The 23,642-nt window shown below is 40.2% G+C and carries 30 protein-coding genes and 2 pseudogenes; 7 read left to right on the forward strand and 25 right to left on the reverse strand.

The features are described 5' to 3' along the window. Window positions 1-7: 7 nt before the first annotated feature. The 3 genes from gloB to ABM313_RS02475 all read right to left on the reverse strand — a co-directional run bounded on the left by gloB (window position 8) and on the right by ABM313_RS02475 (window position 2,181). Window positions 8-784 (reverse strand): hydroxyacylglutathione hydrolase, encoded by a 777-nt coding sequence (gloB, locus tag ABM313_RS02465; protein WP_434686116.1) that lies wholly within the window; start codon window positions 782-784, stop codon window positions 8-10. Between the two features lie 71 nt (window positions 785-855). Next, window positions 856-1,323 carry a salt stress protein, Slr1339 family gene (locus tag ABM313_RS02470; protein ID WP_434686118.1) on the reverse strand — a complete coding sequence of 156 codons (468 nt, stop codon included), beginning with the start codon at window positions 1,321-1,323 and terminating at the stop codon, window positions 856-858. A 255-nt stretch (window positions 1,324-1,578) separates the two neighbouring features. Then, on the reverse strand, window positions 1,579-2,181 hold the full coding sequence (locus ABM313_RS02475) for a vWA domain-containing protein (protein ID WP_434686119.1): 603 nt from the start codon (window positions 2,179-2,181) through the stop codon (window positions 1,579-1,581). Between the two features lie 254 nt (window positions 2,182-2,435). Between ABM313_RS02475 and uvrB the strand changes: the two genes are divergently transcribed. The 5 genes from uvrB (at window position 2,436) to ABM313_RS02500 (ending at window position 7,217) form a co-directional block, all read left to right on the forward strand. Further along, window positions 2,436-4,439: an excinuclease ABC subunit UvrB gene (uvrB, locus tag ABM313_RS02480; protein WP_434686121.1), complete on the forward strand. Its 2,004-nt coding sequence runs from the start codon at window positions 2,436-2,438 to the stop codon at window positions 4,437-4,439. A 78-nt stretch (window positions 4,440-4,517) separates the two neighbouring features. Continuing rightward, complete coding sequence (locus ABM313_RS02485; protein WP_434686122.1) at window positions 4,518-4,718, forward strand: type II toxin-antitoxin system HigB family toxin; 201 nt, start codon at window positions 4,518-4,520, stop codon at window positions 4,716-4,718. A gap of 25 nt (window positions 4,719-4,743) precedes the next feature. Continuing rightward, window positions 4,744-5,121 carry a helix-turn-helix domain-containing protein gene (locus tag ABM313_RS02490; protein WP_434686123.1) on the forward strand — a complete coding sequence of 126 codons (378 nt, stop codon included), beginning with the start codon at window positions 4,744-4,746 and terminating at the stop codon, window positions 5,119-5,121. Between the two features lie 15 nt (window positions 5,122-5,136). After that, the gene (locus ABM313_RS02495) at window positions 5,137-6,456 is read left to right on the forward strand and encodes an AAA family ATPase (protein WP_434686125.1); all 1,320 of its coding nucleotides are present in this window, start codon (window positions 5,137-5,139) and stop codon (window positions 6,454-6,456) included. Next, window positions 6,453-7,217, forward strand: a complete 765-nt coding sequence (locus tag ABM313_RS02500; RefSeq protein WP_434686126.1) for a retron system putative HNH endonuclease — start codon at window positions 6,453-6,455, stop codon at window positions 7,215-7,217. The genes ABM313_RS02495 and ABM313_RS02500 overlap by 4 nt, the downstream gene beginning before the upstream one ends. Window positions 7,218-7,397: 180 nt before the next feature. Here the strand turns inward: ABM313_RS02500 and ABM313_RS02505 are convergent, their stop codons facing one another. From ABM313_RS02505 to ABM313_RS02555, 11 genes and pseudogenes are all read right to left on the reverse strand, one after another. Beyond that, on the reverse strand, window positions 7,398-8,261 hold the full coding sequence (locus ABM313_RS02505) for a DUF350 domain-containing protein (RefSeq protein ID WP_434686127.1): 864 nt from the start codon (window positions 8,259-8,261) through the stop codon (window positions 7,398-7,400). 219 nt (window positions 8,262-8,480) lie between these two features. Beyond that, window positions 8,481-8,612: pseudogene (locus ABM313_RS02510) on the reverse strand (CPXCG motif-containing cysteine-rich protein); the annotation flags it as partial. A 142-nt stretch (window positions 8,613-8,754) separates the two neighbouring features. Further along, window positions 8,755-8,961, reverse strand: coding sequence for a hypothetical protein (locus ABM313_RS02515; protein ID WP_434688335.1), 207 nt, complete (start codon window positions 8,959-8,961; stop codon window positions 8,755-8,757). A 140-nt stretch (window positions 8,962-9,101) separates the two neighbouring features. Continuing rightward, entirely contained in the window at window positions 9,102-9,269 is a 168-nt protein-coding gene (locus ABM313_RS02520) for a hypothetical protein (protein ID WP_434686129.1), read from the reverse strand. Further along, a pseudogene (locus tag ABM313_RS02525) lies at window positions 9,253-9,527 on the reverse strand (BrnT family toxin). Before ABM313_RS02525 ends, ABM313_RS02520 begins: the two are co-directional and overlap by 17 nt. A 344-nt stretch (window positions 9,528-9,871) precedes the next feature. Continuing rightward, window positions 9,872-10,498 (reverse strand): D-glycero-alpha-D-manno-heptose-1,7-bisphosphate 7-phosphatase, encoded by a 627-nt coding sequence (locus tag ABM313_RS02530; RefSeq protein ID WP_434686130.1) that lies wholly within the window; start codon window positions 10,496-10,498, stop codon window positions 9,872-9,874. Window position 10,499: 1 nt separating this feature from the next. Next, complete coding sequence (locus tag ABM313_RS02535; protein WP_434686131.1) at window positions 10,500-11,063, reverse strand: hypothetical protein; 564 nt, start codon at window positions 11,061-11,063, stop codon at window positions 10,500-10,502. Between the two features lie 62 nt (window positions 11,064-11,125). Beyond that, complete coding sequence (locus tag ABM313_RS02540; protein ID WP_434688336.1) at window positions 11,126-11,368, reverse strand: hypothetical protein; 243 nt, start codon at window positions 11,366-11,368, stop codon at window positions 11,126-11,128. Then, entirely contained in the window at window positions 11,358-11,570 is a 213-nt protein-coding gene (locus tag ABM313_RS02545) for a type II toxin-antitoxin system HicB family antitoxin (RefSeq protein WP_434686132.1), read from the reverse strand. The genes ABM313_RS02540 and ABM313_RS02545 overlap by 11 nt, the downstream gene beginning before the upstream one ends. Before the next feature lie 8 nt (window positions 11,571-11,578). Further along, window positions 11,579-11,851, reverse strand: coding sequence for a type II toxin-antitoxin system RelE family toxin (locus tag ABM313_RS02550; RefSeq protein WP_434686133.1), 273 nt, complete (start codon window positions 11,849-11,851; stop codon window positions 11,579-11,581). Continuing rightward, window positions 11,838-12,050 carry a hypothetical protein gene (locus ABM313_RS02555; protein ID WP_434686134.1) on the reverse strand — a complete coding sequence of 71 codons (213 nt, stop codon included), beginning with the start codon at window positions 12,048-12,050 and terminating at the stop codon, window positions 11,838-11,840. Before ABM313_RS02555 ends, ABM313_RS02550 begins: the two co-directional genes overlap by 14 nt. Window positions 12,051-12,193: 143 nt before the next feature. On the opposite strand from ABM313_RS02555, the gene ABM313_RS02560 reads away from it, so the two are divergent. Beyond that, window positions 12,194-12,394, forward strand: a complete 201-nt coding sequence (locus ABM313_RS02560; protein ID WP_434686135.1) for a hypothetical protein — start codon at window positions 12,194-12,196, stop codon at window positions 12,392-12,394. Between the two features lie 92 nt (window positions 12,395-12,486). Here the strand turns inward: ABM313_RS02560 and ABM313_RS02565 are convergent, their stop codons facing one another. The 8 genes from ABM313_RS02565 to cobO form a co-directional block, all read right to left on the reverse strand. Further along, on the reverse strand, window positions 12,487-12,822 hold the full coding sequence (locus ABM313_RS02565; protein ID WP_190579493.1) for a ribulose bisphosphate carboxylase small subunit: 336 nt from the start codon (window positions 12,820-12,822) through the stop codon (window positions 12,487-12,489). A gap of 27 nt (window positions 12,823-12,849) precedes the next feature. Beyond that, entirely contained in the window at window positions 12,850-13,347 is a 498-nt protein-coding gene (locus ABM313_RS02570; protein ID WP_434686136.1) for a chaperonin family protein RbcX, read from the reverse strand. Window positions 13,348-13,420: 73 nt separating this feature from the next. Next, the gene (locus ABM313_RS02575) at window positions 13,421-14,851 is read right to left on the reverse strand and encodes a form I ribulose bisphosphate carboxylase large subunit (protein ID WP_434686137.1); all 1,431 of its coding nucleotides are present in this window, start codon (window positions 14,849-14,851) and stop codon (window positions 13,421-13,423) included. 699 nt (window positions 14,852-15,550) lie between these two features. Beyond that, a complete protein-coding gene (locus tag ABM313_RS02580) occupies window positions 15,551-16,312 on the reverse strand; it encodes a DUF1350 family protein (protein WP_434688337.1) in 762 nt (253 codons plus the stop codon). Between the two features lie 191 nt (window positions 16,313-16,503). Next, the gene (locus ABM313_RS02585) at window positions 16,504-17,121 is read right to left on the reverse strand and encodes a DUF3611 family protein (protein WP_434686138.1); all 618 of its coding nucleotides are present in this window, start codon (window positions 17,119-17,121) and stop codon (window positions 16,504-16,506) included. Window positions 17,122-17,214: 93 nt separating this feature from the next. Continuing rightward, window positions 17,215-17,862, reverse strand: coding sequence for a Mo-dependent nitrogenase C-terminal domain-containing protein (locus tag ABM313_RS02590; protein WP_434686139.1), 648 nt, complete (start codon window positions 17,860-17,862; stop codon window positions 17,215-17,217). 238 nt (window positions 17,863-18,100) lie between these two features. Beyond that, the gene (locus tag ABM313_RS02595; protein ID WP_434686141.1) at window positions 18,101-19,189 is read right to left on the reverse strand and encodes a Gfo/Idh/MocA family protein; all 1,089 of its coding nucleotides are present in this window, start codon (window positions 19,187-19,189) and stop codon (window positions 18,101-18,103) included. Window positions 19,190-19,319: 130 nt separating this feature from the next. Further along, window positions 19,320-19,928 (reverse strand): cob(I)yrinic acid a,c-diamide adenosyltransferase, encoded by a 609-nt coding sequence (gene cobO / locus ABM313_RS02600; protein WP_281007810.1) that lies wholly within the window; start codon window positions 19,926-19,928, stop codon window positions 19,320-19,322. A gap of 176 nt (window positions 19,929-20,104) precedes the next feature. On the opposite strand from cobO, the gene cax reads away from it, so the two are divergent. Further along, complete coding sequence (cax, locus tag ABM313_RS02605; protein ID WP_434686142.1) at window positions 20,105-21,187, forward strand: calcium/proton exchanger; 1,083 nt, start codon at window positions 20,105-20,107, stop codon at window positions 21,185-21,187. A gap of 29 nt (window positions 21,188-21,216) precedes the next feature. Here the strand turns inward: cax and ABM313_RS02610 are convergent, their stop codons facing one another. From ABM313_RS02610 to ABM313_RS02620, 3 genes are read right to left on the reverse strand one after another with little or no spacing between them, the layout of a single operon-like run. Beyond that, complete coding sequence (locus tag ABM313_RS02610; RefSeq protein ID WP_434686143.1) at window positions 21,217-21,468, reverse strand: HNH endonuclease; 252 nt, start codon at window positions 21,466-21,468, stop codon at window positions 21,217-21,219. Continuing rightward, a complete protein-coding gene (locus ABM313_RS02615; RefSeq protein ID WP_434686144.1) occupies window positions 21,461-22,780 on the reverse strand; it encodes a hypothetical protein in 1,320 nt (439 codons plus the stop codon). The genes ABM313_RS02610 and ABM313_RS02615 overlap by 8 nt, the downstream gene beginning before the upstream one ends. Beyond that, entirely contained in the window at window positions 22,780-23,637 is an 858-nt protein-coding gene (locus tag ABM313_RS02620) for a radical SAM protein (protein WP_434686145.1), read from the reverse strand. The genes ABM313_RS02615 and ABM313_RS02620 overlap by 1 nt, the downstream gene beginning before the upstream one ends. Window positions 23,638-23,642: the final 5 nt, after the last annotated feature.

Below are 23,642 nucleotides of genomic sequence, written 5' to 3' on the forward strand. Positions count from 1 at the left end.
ATTTGTCCTAGCCAGCAAAATTATCTTTTTGTCCGCGAATTCTGGCAAATACGCGATCGGGAATCTCAATACCCGCCGATCGCTGAATAGCGGGAAAGTCCCAACGCATAAAGGGATTAGTCCGCTTTTCCAATCCAATCGTAGTTGGCACAGTTGCCTCACCTCTTTGACGCATTGCCGTTGCTATTGTCATCCGTTCTTGTAAATCAGGATTATCCTGATCTACCGTCAGCGCAAACTTGAGATTGCCGAGGGTGTACTCATGGGCGCACCAAACACGAGTATCATCTGGTAGTTGACGCAATTGCGACAATGAAGCAAGCATCTCCGCAGGAGTCCCTTCAAACAATCTGCCACAGCCTCCAGCAAACAAAGTGTCACCACAGAACAATTCCCCACCCTCATCACCACTTGGCGCAAAGTAATAGGCTATGTGAGCGTAGGTATGACCAGGCACAAAAAATACCTGCGCTTCCCGATCGCCAAAAGTCACGCGATCGCTGCCTTTTAAAAATACTTGCTGATGGGGAATGCGATCGCGATCTTTTTCACCACCATAAACAATGGCACTGGGAAACTTTTCAATTAGCGCCTTATTACCGCCCACATGATCGCTGTGATGATGGGTATTAAAAATCGCTACCAAAGTTGCCCCTAACTCTTCTATTTTGGCTAGTACAGGCTCAGGAACAGCAGGATCAACCACTGCCGCAGTGTTGCTAGCAGGATCATGTAAGACAAAAACGTAATTGTCACTTAAAACGGCTAGACGATAAATATTCATAAATTCGGTTCCTGCGATTTCATTTTATGTGGCATGGCAAAGCCGCGCCACATAAAACTGGTTCTTGATAATTATGTGGATTGTAGTAAGGCGATCGCGGCTTCTAGACGCGAAGGATAATTTTTAGCAAACTCCTCAAACCATAAGCCTTCACCACCAAGGGGATCAAGCTTTTTTAACCATTCAGTTGCAGTTTTAGAGATCGCCTCTTGATCCTTAGCTTTTTGGCGATCGGCGATTTGCTGTAAATCGCGATCAATCACTGGTGAAGGCTGGCTAGTTAAAGTTTCCGACGTTACCTGTGGAGAAGTGTAATCAGGTGCATAGGTTTGCGAATTACTTTGCGAATGGCTTTGTGAATTATTACGCAAATCATTTAACAAACTATCCAATGAGTTAGGGGCTGGGATACTCGTCTGACTGGGTAAAGGCGAAGTAGCGATCGGCTGATCCTGATGCTGTTTATTAGCATTCGGCTCTTTATTTGGATCTTTATATTTACCCTGAAGATCGGAAAGAATGGATTCAAGAGATTCCATTTGATTTGTATTTATTTATAAAATTTGTTTGTACTTAATTCTGCTTTTGAGTGGCGCGGCGAAGCCGCGCTACTCAAAAAATCACCTAATCATTACTGATGTTACGTGGAAGGAATTCTTGCGATGGCTTAAGTCTAGGGCTGGCACGGGGGCGCAGCCCCTACAAGATCTAAAATTTACAGGTAGGGGCAATCCCCCCGTGGTTGCTCTGTTATGCTAGCAACAAGAGGTTCATTATCTGAGTTCCATGTAACATCAATCATTAATCGCACTCAGTAATACTTCCGCCAAGGTCATATCTTCCATATCCGCAAGTGTAATCGTGTCCACAATGTCAAAATTTGCACCAATACTCTGTAATTTGTCATCTAGAGCCTTCAGAAAATCAGTAGCACTAGCATCGGAACCAACTTGAATAAACGAGATGGCTAACTCTGCATCAGAATTCATCTTCTTTGTGGCTTCGATGATGACTTCAAACACAGAACGGCGATCGTCTGGCTCTCCATCAGTAATTACTAAAATTGTTTCTCCACCTTTAGCTTGACCAGCCTTTTTGCGTTGAAAGAATTGATTAATTGCATCTTGGAGAACAGCAGTGAGATTAGTCCCACCCATCGGATCATTTTCTTGGAAAATTTGCTCCACCTTCACTGCCGAAACATTGTCATATCGCTTAAACTTTCCTGAAAATAAATATACCGTAATCCCATCGGGATCTAACTGATCGCATTTACGAGCAAGGGCAAGTGTCGATTCCTTAACAATTTCCCACCGACTTTTGTTAGTGCCTCTGTCAGTGTTTGACATGCTTCCACTTTTATCGATGATCAGCGTATAGTCACGTTTGTCTAGCATATACAACTCCTTCGCAAGAATGTGAACTAGGTTAGATTATATCTGATGTTACTCACCTTACGCAGAGCGAAGCCCTGCCTCCCCCTACAGTAATTACCAATTAAACGAACCACAAGAAAACCTTTAAAAGTGTTGCTTTGCAACACTTTTAAAGGTTTTCTTGGTTTGTGTTTAAGCACAAAGCGCTTTAAATTATTGACCATTGATTATGATAGAGATCGATTTTGATCCTTTCCTTAATACTTCCTAAGCTCATGGCAATGTTCGACATTTGTACCCCTTGGTCTCCTACTGCCGACCAACCCAAAGCGATCGCCCAATTATTCGATGGATTACAAAAAGGACTACGTTATCAGACACTGCTGGGCGCTACAGGAACAGGCAAAACCATGACCGTAGCCAATGCGATCGCCAAATATCAAAAACCAACCTTGGTACTTGCCCATAACAAGACCTTGGCAGCGCAGCTATGTAATGAATTGCGCGAATTCTTTCCCAATAATGCGGTCGAATACTTCATCAGTTATTACGATTACTACCAACCAGAAGCCTATATTCCTGTTACCGATACTTATATCGAGAAGACCGCCTCAATTAACGATGAAATCGATATGTTGCGCCACTCAGCCACGCGATCGCTCTTCGAGCGCAAGGATGTGATTGTGGTCGCATCCGTAAGCTGTATCTATGGTTTGGGAATTCCTGAAGAATATCTCAAGGCTTCAATTCCTTTAGCGGTAGGTGTGGAATATGATCAGAGGGAATTGCTAAAAGCATTAACCAATGTGCAGTATGAACGCAATGATATCGAGCTAGGTCGTGGTAAGTTTCGCGTCAAGGGGGACATTCTAGAAATTGGTCCCGCCTATGAAGATCGCACCATTCGCATCGAATTTTTTGGTGATGAAATTGAAGCGATTCGCTATGTTGATCCTGTGACGGGTGAGATTTTGCAAAGTTTAGAAGCACTAAATATCTATCCTGCACGGCACTTTGTCACCCCTGCCGATCGCCTAGAAATTGCCTGTGCAGAGATCAAAGAAGAACTAGAAGCGCGACTTGAAGAGTTAACCAATGCAGGAAAATTACTTGAAGCTCAACGTTTAGAGCAGCGCACAAAATATGATTTGGAACTATTGCAAGAAGTTGGCTTTTGTAATGGAGTAGAAAACTATTCACGACATTTAGCAGGTCGTCAAGCTGGTGAATCTCCAGCCTGTTTGGTGGATTATTTCCCAAAAGATGACTGGTTGTTGATTGTCGATGAGTCACATGTTTCCATTCCGCAAATTAGGGGCATGTATAACGGCGATCGCGCAAGGAAGATGACACTTATCGATCATGGTTTTCGCTTACCGAGTGCGGCGGATAATCGTCCACTTAAGGCTGATGAATTTTGGGGCATGGTCAAGCAATGCATTTTTGTGTCAGCAACCCCTGGGGATTGGGAAATGGAAGTATCTGAGCAAGTTGTCGAACAGATTATCAGACCGACGGGTGTTGTCGATCCAGAAATATTTGTGCGTCCAACGGAAGGGCAAGTCGATGATCTCTATCATGAGATCCAAGAAAGGGTCAAGCGGAAAGAGCGGGTATTAATTACCACCCTAACTAAGAAAATGGCTGAGGACTTGACCACATATTTCCAAGAGCGTAACCTTTCTGTGCGTTATCTGCATTCAGACATTAAATCAATCGAACGAATCGAAATTCTCCAAGATTTACGCAGAGGAACATTTGATGTGTTGATTGGAGTCAATCTACTGCGCGAAGGGCTAGATTTACCCGAAGTTTCCCTAGTAGCTATTTTAGATGCAGATAAAGAAGGATTTTTAAGAGCCGAGCGATCGCTGATTCAGACTATCGGACGGGCGGCGCGAAATATTGGCGGACAGGTTATTATGTATGCTGATCGCATGACGAACAGCATGGAAAAAGCGATTTCCGAAACAGAGCGTCGTCGTCGTATTCAGATTAAATACAATGAAGAGAATCAGATTACCCCAACATCAATTGTGAAATCCATTGAAGGTAACGCAATCCTTGATTTTCTATCTGTGTCGCGCCGCCTCAATGAGCGTCAACTTGAATATGTGGTGAATAATGCCAAGGAAATTTCGCTAGATGATATTCCTTCAATCATTGAGCAATTGGAAGCACAAATGAAAGATGCGGCAAAGAAGCAAGAATTTGAGCAAGCTGCTGCATTTCGCGACAAGATTAAGTTACTGCGCGATCGCTTACTGGGTAAAGCATAAATCTAGAAAATCAAGATAATATTTAGGAACAAATGCAGGTGCGTCCACAAGTAGAACACCAAGATAAACACAAATTCAATGCGTATTTTATCCCATAGCACTTTGCGAGATTTTTGGGAATCTCACCCTGATGTTGAAGAAGCTTTAAAAACTTGGTATTACGAAAAAGGCAACAACTATCGACTAATAGTAGCAATTCGTTATGATATTGGTATCGTGTTTGTTAAGTTTATTGGCACTCACGCCGAATATGACAAAGTAAATGCGGCAACAATTTAATTAGTATTCTCATAGAGGTAAATGTATGCAATTACGCCCTATCAGGACTGAAGCAGACTATAAAAAAGTCCTACAAGAAATTGAATCTTTATTCGATGCTGCTCCTGATACCCCTGAATGCGATCGTTTAGATATTCTCAGTACCTTAGCTGAAGCCTATGAAAGATTGCATTTTCCTATAGAAATTCCTGATCCAATTGAGGCAATTCAATACTATATGGATACTCGCGGCTGGTCACAACATGATTTAGATGCTTGTCTTGGCGATCGCGCTAGATCGGTTGATGTATTATCTCGTAAGTTTTCTCTAACATTAGAGATGATTAGAAAGTTAAACCGAGAGCTAGGAATTCCCGCCGAGATCTTGATCCAGCCCTATCAATCATTACAAACTTCCGCATGATAGAAAATAATCAAAATGCATATTCAACAAGTTCAGATTAAAAACTTTCGCTGTTTTGAAAATCTAACGGTCAACTTAAATCCAGATATCAATATATTTGTTGGCAATAATGGTTCTGGTAAAAGTGCGGTATTAGATGCGATCTCAGCAGCTATAAGTCCATACTTATATGAATTTCAATTGAGGCTTGATGTAAATATTAAAGATAAGTATATAAAAGAGCTTAATTTATTTCAAAAAGATGTAATAAATGGAGAAAAAATTGATAGAGTTGTAAATATTATTCAATTTTCAATTACAGTAACAGATATACCCGAATTTACAACTTCGTATTTTAAAGAAGTAACTGACAGCAATAATTTGGGTTCACCACTTCATAGCAGAATTCCTTCTGAACTTCATGATTATGTTTATCAGCATGGAGAGCATTTAAAAAATTATTGGGACTTTCCAGTTTGTGCTTATTATAGAAGCCATAGAAGCCTAATAGAGGATCTTGATATACAACTTGATTTTAATCAAGATTTTTCTCCGTTTGATGCATTGAAAAATTCTTTTGATGCAGTTGCTAGTTTTCGTGATTTAGTTGTTTGGTTTTTTGTTCGTGAATTTCAAGAGTTAAGAGAGGGAAAAAAACAAAAAAATATTGAATTTGAGTTCCCTGATTTAAAGCAAATACGAAAAGCAATTTCTATTATTATTGCACCAAGTGCTCGTGTATATTTTTCTCAGGTAAATTCGTCAGCTACAATAATGGTTGAGTGGGAAACTGAAACAGGTGAAAAAATTGAATTGTCACTTGATCAATTAAGTTCAGGATATCGAAATATGCTAGTGCTTGTGATGGACTTTGCAAGACGTTTAGCACTAGCAAATCCACAGATGGAAAACCCATTAGAAGCCGAAGCCGTATTAATGATTGATGAGCTAGATTTACACCTCCATCCAACTTGGCAGCAAAAAATTATTCCCGACCTCCGTAAAGTATTTCCTAATACTCAAATTATTGCTACCACCCATAGCCCCGAAATTGTCACCACTGTAGAACGTCATCAGGTCAAAATTTTAGAAAACTATCAAATCAAAGAATGCCCCTCACCAACTAGAGGCATGAAAAGCTCTGATATTGTGAGTAGTGTCTTAGGACTAGAAAATTTGCGTCCAGACACCGAAGAATCAAGGACATTGACCGCACTTTTTGAAGCGATCGATAATAGTGATTTAGAAGAAGCAAAGCGACTGCGAGATAAGTTACAACATTGGAAGTCATTTGATCCAGATATTACTAGAGCCGATATGCAAATCCGTCGCTTGGAGCGTGAAATTACCGCATGAAAAATGTGTTTAAATCTTCAGAACCAGAGGAGATTCAAAAATATAAAAAGAAAAACGCGGCTGAATCTAACAAATGGAAAAGCTTCAGACGAACTGGTGCTTATAATTCTGTTCGTGAAACCCTTATAAAAGACCAAAAAGGGCTTTGTGCGTATTGTGAAATCGATCTACATCCCCAAGATCGCTGTGTCGAACATTTTATTCCACGAAATCAATCTACTCCAGAAAATAACTACGATCTAGACTGGCAAAATATGTTAGCTAATTGTAGAGGAGGTATGGAAAATATTGATATTTCTGAAGAAGAAAATGAGCGCAGGATCTCACAACCACCTAACAGATTTGCCTGTTGTAGTGCCGCTAAAGCTGATTTTATTCCCAATGAGAAGTTCTTAAATCCTCTTAAATTGCCAACATTAAGATTATTTCGTTTTAGCAGTTTAGATGGCGAAATTAGACCTGACGCAAATGCTTGTGAAAATGCTGGTATTCCCTTTGAATATGTGCAATTCACTATTCAAACGTTGGGACTCAATGTTCAACGACTAAAAAATGAAAGAGTAGCTATAATTTCTGAAATCACTCAAGAACTTGATCAGCGAGACGATGGAATTATTAATCCAATTTTACTAAAAAAGCAAATCGCCTCAGAACGTTTCGGAGATGGTAAACATGATTGGCCAGCATTCTTCACGACTATTCGTTGGGTTTTAGGAAAAGGTGCAGAAGAGCATCTGGTTGATATTTCTTACTTAGGCTAGACGCAGCTTTATCAATACAAGCTAAAATTTTGTGCGATCGCTTACTTGGCAAGTCATAAAAAGATCATGGCTATAGCAAAGCAAGTTTTGCTTATCCAAGAAGTGAGGGGTGGCGCAAAGCGCCACCCCTCACTTCTTGGGTTTTGGAAAGAGAATGTTTGCTTCGCAAACTTTTGTCTCTTAAAAAGCCCATGCTACTAGGAAAGAACTAACGATGTAGGTAAAAGCTTCGATAAAGCCCACACCCAAGTTTGGTGTTTCTTGCTTGGCAATTTCGTCAGAGATTTTGACCCCTGGTACAAGAATCAAATCGGCTAGACATCGAATCGCTGCTAATAAAATTAATCCACCTGCTAACGCGATACCGTAGATAGAAAAACTCACTGTCCAGTTCTCAAATTCTGGAATAAAGGCATTACGAATAACATTTGCGACACCAACGATCGCACCTGCAAAGGCAACCCCAGCCGCAGGATTGTTGCGTTTAGAGATTTCGCCATAGACATCGTAAGCAGCAATCCGAGGATAGACGACACTCACTAAAACCAAAACCCCTAAACCCAATAGCCAACAGACCAAACCTACAAATAAACTACCTCCCTCTCCCGCAATAGCGCTACTAAGAATCAGTCCATTGCCAATATGACAACCTGCTTCCAAACTTCCAGCGCCAATACTATGCTCTTCCCGCACTTCTCTAGAACAGTCACATCGCCGCAAAATTGTCAAATCGAAAATCCAAGCTCCAGCAAGCATTAGCAAAATAGAGAACGCTCCATAACTGGCTAAGTTAAGCAATACATCTTGCCAAGAAGCACTAGTTCGGGTAAGTGTTCCACCCATAGCGATCGCCAGCCCCATGTAATAACCAACTAGGGCGATCGCAACCGCAGGATTATCGCGTACAAAAAGCTGGAGATTGAGATTCATGCGTCGAAATAGCTTTTGGTAAGCGAGTTGTCCTAGCCAAAATAGCGCAAATCCTAAAAGCAGTTCCATTACTACTAGAGGAGTGCGATTTATCTCTTGCAAAATTCTTTCCATACTCCATTTTCTCCAGCCCTATGATACCGATTCTCGAAATAAAAAACTTGCTGATAGCATAGCAGGGCAACCACGGGGGGATTGCCCCTACCTGAAAATTTAGAATCTTATCAGGGTTGGCACGCACTATCCACAAACACTACAAGTTAACAAATTTACAAGTAGGGGCTGTGCCCCCGTGCCAGCCCCGCTACGCTATCACAGGAAGACTTTCTACTTAAATAAAATATTGGGTTGACAGCAAACTTGACAGTCTTCGACATACGACTGTTGCATTCCCCCACTAAAATCAACAAATGTCGCATTAGTCTCGCCACAAAAAGCGCAGGTATATTCAGCAGTATCTTGCATGGTTTAAAATTTAATTGTAAGCGATTTGATGGGTTGTTTGAATATTACTCAAGGTAGTCAAAGCGATCGCCCATTCATCTCCCCATAAAACAGCGATCGCCCCTAATCAAAATCAACAAACAGCGATCGCGTGTTTTCTGGTTTAATACCCACGATTTGGTTTACAGTCGGCAAAACTTATTGCCTCTGTATCCAAAAAACTAGCGATCGCCATTTCAAGGGTTGCTTCAATTGGATAATCTATTTCTTTGGCACGAGTAATAATTGCTGTTCTAATTCTCTCAGGTAGAAGTTTTAAAATAACTTCTGCATCTTTAGATGAGATTCGCTCTACCATTTCTACTTGCATAAATTTACTACTCCATTGGGATTTGGACATTGTAGGGTGGCTCAGTAGATCGAGATTTACGGATTTTCAGATTTCATTGATAACTGGTCGTCTAATTGTGATGAATTTTGTTTAATTAATCGCATTAGCAATCTTAGTCCTTAATTGACTGATCCTGAATTGGGGAATAATTTGGCAACATCAGGATCTAGGGTGACGGTGACAGCGCTTTTATTTCTTCCCTGACCACGAGCAACAACAGTCATTTGAGTAAAATCATATTCAGGAAGTAAATCATCTTCCATGTCAATCTCAAAGTTCTGATTCATATGCTTGACGTTCTTTACGAGTAGCTGGACGGACGCTAATTAAACGTGTTGTATTTGCCTTTCTGTGTAAGATACGACTAGTAGTCTACCTCTAGCCGATTCTCCCATGATAATAAAACGTTGTTCTTGAATGGAATGTGTCGGATCGGCAAAAGTTAAAAATAAAGGATCGTCAAAGACAGAGGTTGCTTCATCAAAGGTTATTTCATGTTTAGCGAGGTTACTTTTGGCTTTGGTTTCGTCCCAATCAAACAGCATGGGTTAATCTTTTAACATTATTCTTAAATTATACTGGATCGCGCCTAATCAAAATCAACAAACAGCGATCGCCCCTTCATCTCCATCACCAAAAAGCGATCGCCCCTAATCAAAATCAACAACCAGTGATCGCCCCTTCATCTCATTCACAAAGCGATCGCCCCTCAACTAAATAGCAACAACCAGCGATCGCTTATTTAAGCATAAAACTTTTATAAATATTTCTTTATATTATCATACTCAGTACAGGACAATATAAAGAAATGGAATGGTAAAGTCGACTGAAACTTTTACTCAGTATAGATTGCGATTATTTTGTCTTAGATCCTTGATAGAAAAACGTTTTAAGCTTTTTGTCCTGTACTAAGATTATCTTGTCTTGTGGTGTATTTTCTTATTATGAGAGAGGCTTTATGTAAATCTTTGACAAAATGTTTTGGTTTAACTATTAAAGAATCTTCTTCTTTTCCTCCCTTACCAGTTTTGACAAGTATCGTAGTACATCCAACTGCCTCGCCAGCGGCAATATCAGATGTTTTATCTCCGACCATAAAACTTTGTTCTAAATCTATAGCAAAATCTTTTGAGGCTTCTATTAGCATCCCTGGAGAAGGCTTTGAACATTCATGAGCTATAGCTCCATGTGCAAGATTGCTTGACTCAAGATATGGAGAAAAGTAGAAAGCATCAATGCGTCCCCCAAATTTTTCAACTCTTGAGCGAAGCTCTGAATTAAACCTAGACATCTGTTCTTGAGTATAGTATCCAAGTTCTATTCCTGCTTGGTTAGATACAACAATAATATGTAATGAAAGACTAGCTAAGATTTTTAGCCCCTTGACTGCTTCAGGAATCAGAGCTAAATCATCAATTTTGTAAGGGTAATGGGTATCAACATTAATTGTTCCATCTCGATCTAGGAAAACAGCCTGACGATAATGAGATGTGATTGCTTGCGGCCAGTCTCTCATTTTAATTTTTCCAGAAAGTTTTTGTTATCCAACTAGCTACCAATATATATATTGTTGCTAATATGATTAGAGGTATAATGAAGCCGCCTTGCCAACCTTCCGTGAATCCAATATAGAGGGGAGATATTAGACATACTGCCCACAGTGATCCAATGTAAAAAGACCTTCTAATACCTGGAATTGCTTGTTTTGCATAGTAATTTTCCCATCCTACTAATTTAGATCCACAAAGTTGTTCTAACTTTGGTTCAATTTCACTTCTAAGGTAACTAGCAAGAACTTTATGCACACGGTAACTGTATAGGATTAATGTTGTGAAATAAATAGAAAATAATGGTGCAGCTAGAAGAACCCTGTAAGTAAAACTTATCAGTGTTGATTGGGTATTGGAAGTTGTACTCGCAGTAGCTGCAATACCTACTAATGCTCCAAGAGAAACAGTAAGTTGCACAGAGAACTGATCTCGCTGCTTAATTCTTTGTTTAATCTCATTGCGTACATCTGCTCTAACTGATTCTAGATGCTTAATAGCAAATTCTTTCTCGGAATATTCTATTGAGTTCATGTTAACATCCATCCTCTGTTGTAATTTATTAACTATCTCTTGTCTGACTTATGACCCTCAGCTTAAATTTTTAGTGCGGCTGCATCATTTTCATAGCCATCACCCTCTGACTGAAACCATGAAAGTGTTTGAGGATCGACTTGCACAAGAGCATTCAATGGAGATACAGGCTTCCACCAACGAGACTTATTGAAAAACTCCTCAGTCAAAGGTGGAATATCAGATGTATCAATCTCTAATTCTGACAGTGCGTCAAGTTTAGCCCAATTCGTCTCTGAGGTATTGTTCATAACATTATGCAGCAACTTCAACATAAGCGGAGTAGGTAGAAGGCTTAGGAATTTCTATCCCTTCTTCGATAAGTCCATCGATATGAAATTCAAGAGCTTCTTGCATATTTTCATTAACTTCTTCCAGAGTTGCCCCCGTAGAAACACAACCTAAAACATCTGGCGAATATGCAGAATAACCTGTTTGCATCTTTTCTATAACTACAAGATATTTCATATTTCATACTACGGGAAAATTCGATATATTTCGCGGCGATGCGCTACTCTCTGACAAATTATTTGCTTGAGTGACGCATCTACAGAAATACCGATCCTATAATCACCAACACGAATTTTATACTTGTCAGGATACCCCTTCATCTTTTCGATATAACCGAGATTAAATGGATTCTCCGATTTTAGCTCCTGAAAAACAATATTTTCAATGCGACCTTGCACATTAGCTGGAAGTTGAGCAAGCTCTTTCAGGAAGCGCTTAGTGTAATCAACTTTCCACATTTTGCAATTTCAATGATTGATAGTACGAGTAAGCGTCATCACCAGAAAGTAACTCGTCATCTTCTACTTCCTGCATCAACTTAGACAAGCCAAAGTTTTCTAAAATTTCTTCGATTTGATTATATATGGCTATGGGAATTTGCACCGCAAGGGGACGATGCTGCTCATCAAAAACATATTGCTTTGGGATATCAAGCATCAGTAAGTTACCTCAATATTCTTGTCATATACTAGCACTAGCCATTTTGTACGTGAATGCAAATACTATTGCGACATTTTTATAAAAATATGCTTGTTTTGCTACAATGCAAGAATATCCAATCCAATGGGGTGATATTAGCCATGAGTAAAGAATCTAGAGAAAGCAGTTTAAATAGCTCAGTCACAAGCCCATCCAGCGCAAACAAAACTGCAAAGAAAAAAGTTTTGAGTCGAAAGGAAAAGATTGAGGCATCAAAAAAAGCTAATCAGGCAATGATGAAAGCTTGGAAATTGATCTCACAGAGAAGCTCTAATAGCTCAGATGCCAAAGATCACATTTGACACAAATATTTTCATATCCCGAAAATATGTCCAACTATTTTTCTAGATAGCAAAAAAGCCCCGCATTGCGGGGCTTTTTTGTTTGTTAGAGCTTAGTAACGAGCGCTGTTAGGCTTGTGTACGATGAAGCTTTGGACTTGGCACTGCTTGATGTTGTCGAAAGCAACAACACGGATGAAGCTACCAGGATAGCTAGAGCGGCAAGCTTGAACTTCGCTCAAAACTTCTTGAGGAGTTCTGGCGTTGAACAAGGGCAACTTCCAAAGAGTCCAGTAGTGAACAGCAGGATCGGAATCTTCGTTAAATTCGATCGCAGGATAGAAACCTTGCTTCAAGGTGTACTCGATTTGACGAGTGATTTGAGCATCGCTCAAAGGGGGAAGGTAAGAAAGAGTTTCGTAACGACGCTCTTTTGGTAAAGTTTGCATTATTTCCTCGCGATTGAAATTATATTGCTATTGATTTTTTTGGGTGGAAGCGCGATCGCCTTCAACATTTGAGTCAGCAGCAACTTCTGGAGAACTTTCGAGAACAACTTCTGGACTAATTTCTAGATTACTCTCTAAATCAGGTTCAGAACTAAGATTCTCACATTCTGCATATCCTTCAGAAGCCTGAACATTCATGATGCGCTCAAAATGCTGACGACGAAGCTGCATATTTGATTGTTGGATGCCAGTACGAGTCATTTCTGGCAGAAATTCTAAAATCTCATTAGCAAGATGCTCCCGTACTGTCATAACCCGAAAAGCCATTTCTTGGTGAACCTCAAAAAGGTCTTTGATATAAAGCTCGCCATTTTGGAGTCTTTCGCGCGTCGAGAATTGATTAAACCAGAGAGCTTTTAACTTATCGGTTTCTTCCAATTGCTCGGCAATGGTCTTGACAGCCTCGAAGGTCAAAAAATTGATCAACATTTTGGCTGTGGACTTAGTACTGCGCTTGATATCCATAGGCTGAACTTAACCAAGATTTATTACTATAGTGTTTCACAATGCGAAACACTATAGTAATGGAGCTAATCAATTAGACGGTATCCATTGCTTCAAACTCGAACTTGATTTCCTTCCAGAGTTCAAGAGCAGCATTCAATTCAGGAGACCAACGACCAGCTTCACGAAGGATGTCGCCACCTTCACGCATCATGTCGCGACCTTCGTTACGTGCTTGTACGCAAGCTTCGAGAGCAACGCGGTTAGCGGTTGCACCAGGAGCAGCACCCCATGGGTGACCCAAAGTACCACCACCGAACTGTAAGCAAGAGTCATCGCCGAAGATTTCAACGAGCGCAGGCATGTGCCATACGTGGATACCACCCGAAGCAACGGGAAGTACACCAGGCATAGAAGCCCAATCTTGAGTGAAGTAGATACCACGAGAGCGATCGAGTTCGATGTGGTCTTCACGCATTAGGTCAACAAAGCCCATGGTGATGCCCTTTTCGCCTTCGAGCTTACCAACAACGGTTCCAGAGTGGAGGTGATCACCACCAGACATACGAAGGCACTTAGCCAAAACGCGGAAGTGAATCCCGTGGGTCTTTTGACGGTCAATAACAGCGTGCATAGCACGGTGAATGTGCAATAGCAAGCCATTTTCGCGGCAATACTTAGCAAGAGAGGTGTTAGCTGTGAAACCACCAGTCAAGAAGTCATGCATGATGATTGGTGTGCCAATTTCCTTAGCGAAAGCTGCACGTTCCATCATTTGCTCAGATGTAGGCGCAGTTACGTTCAGGTAGTGACCCTTAATTTCGCCAGTTTCAGCTTGAGCTTTTTCGATTGCTTCTTGTACAAACAGGAAGCGATCGCGCCAGCGCATGAAAGGCTGAGAGTTAATGTTTTCGTCGTCTTTGGTGAAGTCCAAACCGCCGCGTAGACATTCGTATACAGCACGACCGTAGTTCTTCGCAGAAAGACCTAATTTAGGCTTAATGGTACAACCCAATAGAGGACGACCATACTTGTTCAACTTGTCGCGCTCAACTTGGATACCGTGAGGAGGTCCTTGGAATGTCTTCAGGTATGCAATGGGTACACGAATATCTTCAAGACGCAATGCACGAAGAGCTTTGAAACCAAATACGTTACCAACCAATGAGGTGAGCAAGTTGGTTACAGAACCTTCCTCAAACAAGTCAAGAGGATAAGCGATGTAAGCGATGTATTGATTATCTTCGTTGGGTACTGGTTCAACATCGTAGCAACGACCTTTGTAGCGATCGAGGTCGGTCAACAAGTCTGTCCATACAGTTGTCCATGTACCTGTAGAAGATTCAGCAGCTACCGCAGCAGCAGCTTCTTCTGGAGGTACGCCTGGTTGAGGCACAAAGCGGAAAGCGGCGAGAAGGTCAGTATCTCTGGGGGTGTAATCGGGGGTATAGTACTTTAGTTTATAGTCCTGAACACCTGCGTCGTACCCAGCCTTAGCTTTAGACTGTGTTTTTGAGTAAGACATTAATATCTCCTTACTAGATTTAAATGAGAATCAGTAAACTGCACGAAGCTCTGCAAAAAAACTTAAGAGTCAGAGTCAATAGTCAAATCGAAAATTAAAGAAAGATTAAAAATCTATTAAAAATCTAATTAGCCCTTTTGATGTCTGCTTCTTCTTGGAATAATTTTTTGCTTTATATAAGTTAATCCTATCAGGAATCCTTCGTGTGAATTCCTTGAGCGATGTCTTTAATTTAAACACAAAGTGCGTATCCACTTTTACTTTTTTTGCAAAAAATTTTTTAAAACTCGCTGTTTTTGGCAACAAATTCATATAAAAAATTTATATAACTCTAATAAGCTAGATATATCCCCTAGTACTTGTTTTTGCGAGATATTCCTAAACCAACAACCTAAAATACTTGACGGATAAGGATTATAGAATGAGCATGACTATAGGTTTATGTTAAGAAAAATATGAATCTAGCAATCTATTTTAGCGATCGCCTGATACATACCAACACAAAAACTAATATGAATAGTTAGGAATTTTAATAAGATTAAAACAATATTAGAAATCCTAATAGCTTATATATAAATACAAAATCAATTGATTTTGATCTAACTTTGTTGTTAGCTCATCTATCGTTTTAACTAGAGTATTTCTACTCATTGCTATTATTTCCAAAAAAAAGTAAGGGCGCTTTGTACCCCTAATTTTTTAGACGATTTGCTGTGTCAGCCATGCTAGCAAGACTAGTTCTAAGCTCTGATTATTTTTGTGCATTTCTTGCTTGACCCATTGCGCGATCGCGTCGATCGCCGAAAAACTAGAACCTGCTTGCCATTTCACATCAAGCCCCATAGATGTGAGGTGAGTGCCTTCGAGGGTTTGCAAGCTGACAGTTTTAGGAAATTTTTGCTTGAGTAACTGAGCAAGGGTAGAAATTTCATCAAGCCCATCGTCCACAAATTTGATTAATAAATTATTTGCGGTTTGATAGTTAGCTGTAATTAGCTGTTCAGTTTCCTTGGGGGTAGGGGTGAAATCCATTGACGACATTTCGGGAATCTTGCCAGCTAGTTCTTTGAAGAACGGAATTGAGCGATCGGCGCTGTAGTTGTTGTAGGCAATGTATATGTTGCCACTGCGGTTAGGTTTGTACAGACTATTGATTAATAGATGGATTTTACAGCCCATACTATGCCCCATGCCAAACACTGGGAAATAGTCAAGAAATAGTTTGCTGCGAGCCTTGCGAAATGAGGTATGGACTTCACGAGCAATTTGACGATGGTCGAAGGTGTTATTTAAAAATGGGGTAGCAACGATCGCATAGTTATTTTTAGCAAGCTGTTCGAGGACGCGACCATAGGCAACATGGGGCGCAGCCGCAAAAAATGCGCCACCTAAAAAGTGAATTACGCCCTTGGGTTTAGGTGGTGTCAATACCCAATTTTCTTCAATTTGCTTCCACTCCATCAGTTTTGCCACTATTTACATTTCTTTATATTTATATTCATCTTATAGCAAGGCAAGGTTTGCTTAGGAGTAAAACCCAAAAGATAAGTGGCGATGCTTCGCACCGTCACTTATCTTTTGGAAATCAACCCAAACTGAGGTTAATCAAGAACGATATTTTGCTTATTTTTATTGCGAGAATATATGGATCTTTATTCGCGATTAGGTTTATCGGTGGCTTTGTTTAGTAGCCAGAGGGAGCAGACTAAACCAACAAAGTGAGCAAAGATAATATTGAAACTAGCTTGAATGATTTGAAAGTCGAGGGGCTGAATTACGGAGTTGAAGCTGCCTGCACCAGGTAATATTGCTTGTCCTTGTCCTGCTCTTAGAGTTAAAGCACCAATAATCGCAAAGGCTCCCAGTAAAGTGACAAACATGCCAATTAGATTAATAATCAATCCAATTTTGATTTGAAATACAGTTTGGCTTTTGGTTGGGCGATCAGGCGATCGCAGCTTTTTTGACATTTGCGTGTAACGATAATTCCAGAAAATACTTGCGCCTAATACCGCCACACCTACCCAAGCAAAGCTCAGTCCTGGGAGTGTCGCGGGACTGGTATCTAACCCTGTGGGACTGACTACTTGTCCAGCCCTGGGAAATAAGAAAAGTTGTAGTAAGACAACAGATGAAACTACACACAAAACAACTTGTGTCCAAAAGGCTGTCCAGCCCCAACGCCGAAATGCTAAAACAACGCGCAACACATTGGGCGAGACATCGCCATTATCGTCTTCTTTTTTGGCATTTTTTAGTTCTCTGGGCATTTTTTTAGTGGGACTGCTAATAAAACCAGTAAATACTATAGCGTTTTCCGCTTTCTTCCAAAAAAGTAATAAGGGCGCAAAGCGCCCTTATTACTAACAATATTTTGAAATATCTTCGCCTTTATCAGCGAGATAACTTAGCGATCGAAACCGTAATCCGACCAGTTGATCATATAGAGGATTAATCTCGCACATCGCAGGTATATGCATAATCTTGCGTCCAAACAAGACAATATCACGCTCAAAAGGGCATTGTGCAGGAACAACCTTACAGATTAAATTAGCAAGGCGTGAATCATGAATATCCATATGATCAAGCCATTCTTTAACAGGCTCTAATACACTGGGGTGATGTTCTTCGTGATGAGAGTTAGCTTCTAGGTTTTTACGTAAATCGTTAATAGGTTTTACTTCTTGCTTGAGCGCCTTGCTAAATCCTTGAATGACCTGATCTTCAGTATCTGTATATTGACCATCGGCAAGAGCCATCATTACAGCCATTCGCAAAAAGTTTTCGCCTACCTCGCGATCGCTACCCAATGCTTCAACCAATTCTTGAGCGCTAATCGGTTCAAAATTAGAAATTGTTATTGCTTCTCCCCATTCGTCACTATGGCTTATTTGATCGAAAAGGGTACGCTCTTGTTCACTGTAATCATTATCTGCAAGAGCTACGCTCATGAGTCCGCGAAGCCAAGCGGAAATCTGTGATTGTGTATAAGGTTTACGGTTTGTTTGCATAACACATCAGTCTACAGGTTGACTAAAATCATAGATTGATTTGCCTTGATTTGTTGCTAATAATGCATTAAGGAATGTTTAACAATCTTCATCCCTTTAACATAGCAATTCTCATGATGAGTGGCGGCGCGAAGCGCCGCCACTCATCTTTTGGGTTTAATGTCCTAAGCAAAACTTACATCGCTATATTTTGGTATTTCCAGCGCCTTAGGCGCTGGAAATACCAAAATATGAGAGTTTAGATCGACAAAGGTACATTCATCCATTTTTTTTGCTGGTGAGACTCTTGGGTTAAATCCATGAGCAACTGTGACCATGCACCTTCATAGAGACTCGGAGTCATCGGTTGACCTAATTGAATGGACTTGACCCAGCGATCGCACATGGCTAACACAGGCGCAAGACGACCATCAGTATAGGTTTTCGGAAGTTCATATTCTGGCGGAATCGGCAAGATTTCCATGTCGGTGCGATCAATTTTGCCTTGTCGCAAGCTAAAACCATGCACATAATCCGATTGATTGGAGCTACCCAATACAAGAGTTCCATTTTCACCATAAACCGTCAGCCAATGCCCACGACCGCGATAGGTGACAGTACTCAGAGAAATATTACAGGGAGTTCCATCGGCAAGTTCTAAGAGAATGTTACAGGTATCATCGGCATCAACGGGGCGCATAACACCACCAGCATCTGGTCGTTCAGTAATGCCTGTGCTGAGTTGACCTGAGAGACTCTTGATATCGCCAAATAGCCAACGTACATAGTCAAAAGCATGGGAACCGATCGCACCTAATGCACCACCACCATAGGCTTTTTGGCTATACCAATTCCATACCCGCTTAGGATCGGCACGTCCTTGCACTAGCCAATCGATTTGAATCAGTCTTTTTTTACCCACATGATTTTGCTCTAGTAGATGTTTGAAATATTGCCATTGTGGAACACAACGAAATTCAAAATCGGTGGCAGTGATCACCTGTTGTTCTTGAGAAAGACGATAAAGTGTGATCGCTTCTTGGAAATTCATGGTCACAGGCTTTTCTAGCAAAACATGCTTGCCAGCTTCGATCGCGGCTTTTGCCTGTTCATAATGAAAACTTGGCGGTGTGGAGATGGTAACAGCCTGAACTTGTTGCAATGCGAGTAAATCTTCAAGGCGATTGCAAGCATGGGGAATATTAAATTTATCAGCAATTTGTTGGGCTTTGAAGCGATCGCGATGGTATACCGCCACAACTTCTGTATCAGGATGAATTTGCAGAGCAGGAATATGGATGAGCTGTCCAAATCCTGTTCCAATAATACCAACACCAATTTTTGACATATTTTTTCTAAGGGTTCAATAAAATCTCTGAGAGATCCCCCTCAATCCCCCTTAAAAAGGAGGAAGAATTAATTCTCTCCCCCTTTTTTAAGGGGGGCTGGGGGGATCTGAATTAATTCTTGAATGGGTTCTAAAACTCTATTCCTGCTTGAGCTTTGACACCTTGCTCTCTAAAAGGATGTTTGACAAGTTCCATTCTTGTTACTAAGTCAGCAACTTCAATTAGTTCAGGAGGTGCGCCTCGACCAGTGAGAATCACATGGGAATCAGCAGGTTTCTCTTTTAAACCAGCAATCACCGTTTCCACATCAAGATAGCCGAGTTTGAGAGCAATATTTACTTCATCTAGCAAAACTAGTTTGTATTCAGGATTTTTGATATAGCCCAATCCCACTTCCCAAGCTTCTTTAGTTTTGGCAATATCGCGATCACGGTCTTGGGTTTCCCATGTAAAGCCTTCGCCCAAAGCCTGAAAAACCAGTTGATCCTGCCACATTTCAAAAACTTTCTTTTCCGCAGGTTCCCATGCACCTTTGATAAATTGGACGATCGCGACTTTATATCCATGTCCTAGCGATCGCAATACCATCCCCAAAGCGGCGGTAGTTTTGCCCTTGCCATCACCAGTGTTGATAATAATCAGCCCTTTTTCGAGTTTACGCTCTGCGACTCGCTGATGTTGTACCTCTTGGCGGCGTTGCATCTTGGTGCGATGTTGTTCGGCGGTAAGTTCAGTCATAAAGGATTCCTGTTGAGCGGCAGTCAAGTATTGAGTTGCTAAAACATTTTATCGCAACCGTCATAATGCTTAGAAAAAATTAAAACCAAAAAAGTTAGGGTCGGTTGCGAAGCAACCGACCCTAACTTTTTTGGTTTTTGTTGGTATATTTAGCCTTGACGCTACAACGGCTGAATATGTTTAAGAAAATCTTCTCCTATGGTTTGCTTGCATTTGTACCGATATCGGTCATCGGTCACTTGCTAGGATGGAATTCGACGCTGGTGTTTGTGACCTCAGCGATCGCAATTTTGCCCTTAGCAGGTTGGCTTAGCACCGCAACTGAGGAAATCTCGGTAGTTTTAGGGCCTTCATGGGGCGGTTTGTTAAATGCGACTTTTGGTAATGCAACGGAGCTTATCATTGCGATCGTGGCTCTGAATGCAGGATTTACTAGCGTGGTCAAAGCTAGCATCACGGGTTCAATCATTGGCAATCTATTACTGGTAATGGGCTTGTCCATGTTTTTGGGTGGACTACGTTATAAAGAACAGGAATTTCAGCCAACAATGGCAAGGTTAAATGCTTCAGTCATGAATTTGGCTGTAATTGCAATTTTGTTACCAACGGCTGCAAATTTTACAACGGCGGGGATCAGTGAAGAAATTTTGCAAAAGCTATCGATCTCAGTGGCGATCGTGCTGATTGTTGTTTATTGTTTAACGCTTCTCTTCTCAATGAAAACCCATGCCTATCTCTATGATGTGGGCAAGTCAGAAGCAGATGATGCTGAAGAAGAAGAAGGTCATCCTCAAGTCATCAATCTTAAACTATGGATTGCGGTTCTATTGGGAGTAACTTTATTAGTCGCTTTGGAATCAGAGCTTTTAGTGGGAACTTTAGAAGAGGCAACAGCCCAACTCGGTTTAACAGAACTATTTACTGGGGTAATTCTCTTGCCAATTATTGGTAATGCTGCCGAACATACAACGGCGATTACGGTAGCGATGAAGAACAAAATGGAACTATCGGTATCGGTTGCTGTAGGTTCAAGTATGCAAATTGCGCTATTTGTTGCTCCTTTGCTGGTGATTATCGGTTGGTTTATGGGTCAACCGATGGATTTAAACTTTAATCCCTTTGAGTTAGTGGCGGTTGCTGTGGCGGTACTGATTGCCAACTCGATTAGTTCTGACGGGCGATCAAATTGGCTAGAAGGCTCTTTACTAGTAGCGACATACGCTATTCTAGGCTTTGCTTTCTATTTTCAACCAGTCTAAACAAAAGCGGCGCATTGCGCCGCTTTGTTTTAATCGCTATACAATCTCCGAAAGCGTGGATCAAGTTTGGCGCTTTTCTCTCGATTACATTTTGCACAAAGAGTTTGAAGATTACTCAAGTCATTAGCTCCACCTTGCGCGAGAGGAATAATATGATCGACTTGTAAGCTTTTAGCAGTAAGGTCAATTTTGTGACAGCTTTGACATTGATAATTATTCCGCTCAAAAACACATTTTCTAGCTTCAGGGGGGATTTGAATACGAGGTGTTTTATCATTCATAATATTGGATTTGGGCAATGATAATGTAGTCATCTACTATGTAGTTACTATCAAATCGTAAATTAAACAGCTCTTTTTTGATGGGAGATATATGTTTTTGAAGAGGTAAATTTACCTGAGCAAAGTTACTGAAGCTAGTATTCATTTTATCTCTTGTGGGAGTTGAGTCTACACGTTTATACCAAATCAATTGTAAAGAGAATGATTTAACAAAACTTTGAATAATTTCTAATTCAACTTGTTTTGTTTTTTGCTTTTCATCAAAGAGAGAAAATAATTTACTTTCTTGAATAATTAAGACAACATAGCCATCCTTAGCCAGATGCTTTTGGAAAATATCTAAGTAGATTTGCGTAGAAGTCGTTCGACGGTCATACTCCCAGAAGAAACAGTGAGAGACAACGATAAAATCAAAAAACTCTACAGGTAAATTGTCAACTTTTTGTTTGTAGTAATCGAACAAATTAGAACTATCTAATCTCCAGAAAGTATTACTAGATGGATGATTATCAGAAATGTATTCTTGCCAAAACTCTAAACCCGTTTTTAAGAATAAATCTTGTTGTTCCAATGCATGATAGTTTATATGCATCGAAGTTTCTAAGCCATTCTTATGAAGACGTTCAATTAAGCCTGCTAGTCCATACAACATTGTTCCATGTCCTGCAGCAACATCTAAAATCTTCAAGTTATTTTTTAGTTTGCCAGAGCGGTAAATTAAAAACCACGCAAGATAGCTACAGTAAGTATTATCTAAGAAATACTCTAATAAATATACATATTCAATTAAAGGATAACTGTAATCAGGATCTTTACCTAACTTAACTTTTTTAAGTTCTTGATAGGCTAATCGAATTTCATCTGGATTACAGTAATTAAGATGCCTATTTATATAATTTGCTAGCTTAGATTCTAACTCATCAAAAACTTCACTATCAATCCCTGTAAATTGTAAAAATTCAGTGTCTCCAGATTCAAATTTAAATTTTGTCTCGTGACAAATGAATCTAACAATTTCAGAATCAACTTCAATTATGTCATTTGCTAACTTTGTTGTAACAGGTAGAGCAACTAAATTTTGACTCTCATGAATTTCTGATACTCGTTTGCGTAAGCTTAGTGTCTCCTTTTTATAAATATCTAAACTAGAAATTAGTCTTTGATTTTCCAGATATAAAGATTCTAGAATAGAAAGATTAGCATCTGATTTTTGGATTTCCTGAAATATTTTTTCGGCAAGCTTAAACTTTTTCCCCTTTAAAGCAGATGAAAACTGGTAAGAACGCCACCAATTTTTAAACAAATTAATCATTAGTCATACCCAAATCCGTTTTTTCCTTCCCTTATGTCTATATTAGGCGAAAAGTTAACCAAATCACATAATTCTTTCTTGAATATCTCATATTGTTCTGCTTCATTGTCATACCACCAAGCATATTTAGATTGCAAAGTGATCGCTTCTTCACGGGTACTAGCGACTAATGACTTCTTTTGGTTAGCATGAAAAGGTTGAATGACAATTCTTTCGGCGATCGCTAATTTTTGTAAAAAGGCTTTCTTATCTTCAGGTAGTGTGGGTAAAAGTGGGGTGATTGTAACTGAATATTTGGCACTAGAAAGACTGTGTTGAAGCTTACCAAGAGCTTGTAATCTGGCAATAATACTCGGTGACTTTGGTTCAAAGTCTTTTCTTACCGATTCGCTACCTGTAGGAATACTAATATTAATTCGTAGGTATTGCAGCTTTTGCAAAATATCAATGTCTCGGACAATCATCGGACTACGGGTCTGAATTACCAGTATTGGCTGAAATTTGGTCATCACCTCTAAAAGTTGCCTCGTTAGTTTTTGCTTTGACTCAATCGCTTGATATGGGTCAGTCACGCTACTCATATAAATACGAGGCGGAGTATCTGGGTGTTTTCTTTTCCACCGAGCTAACTCTAATTCAAGTAATTCAACAGCATTTTGTTTGATGATTACCCAGTCACCCCATTCCTTCCTAAGCTTTTGATTTGGGCTAAAGGCTGCTGCATAGCAATAACTACAACCATATTGACAGCCTTGATAGGGGTTTAGAGTAAAGTCGTAAGCATTGATAAATCCGCTTGCCTTGGTAAGCAAAGATTTCGCATCTTTAGTGTAAATTGCAGCTTTTCCGAATAGCATAGTTG

Source organism: Pseudanabaena minima str. Chao 2107, from assembly GCF_051131155.1.
Taxonomy (GTDB): Bacteria; Cyanobacteriota; Cyanobacteriia; order Pseudanabaenales; family Pseudanabaenaceae; genus Pseudanabaena; species Pseudanabaena minima.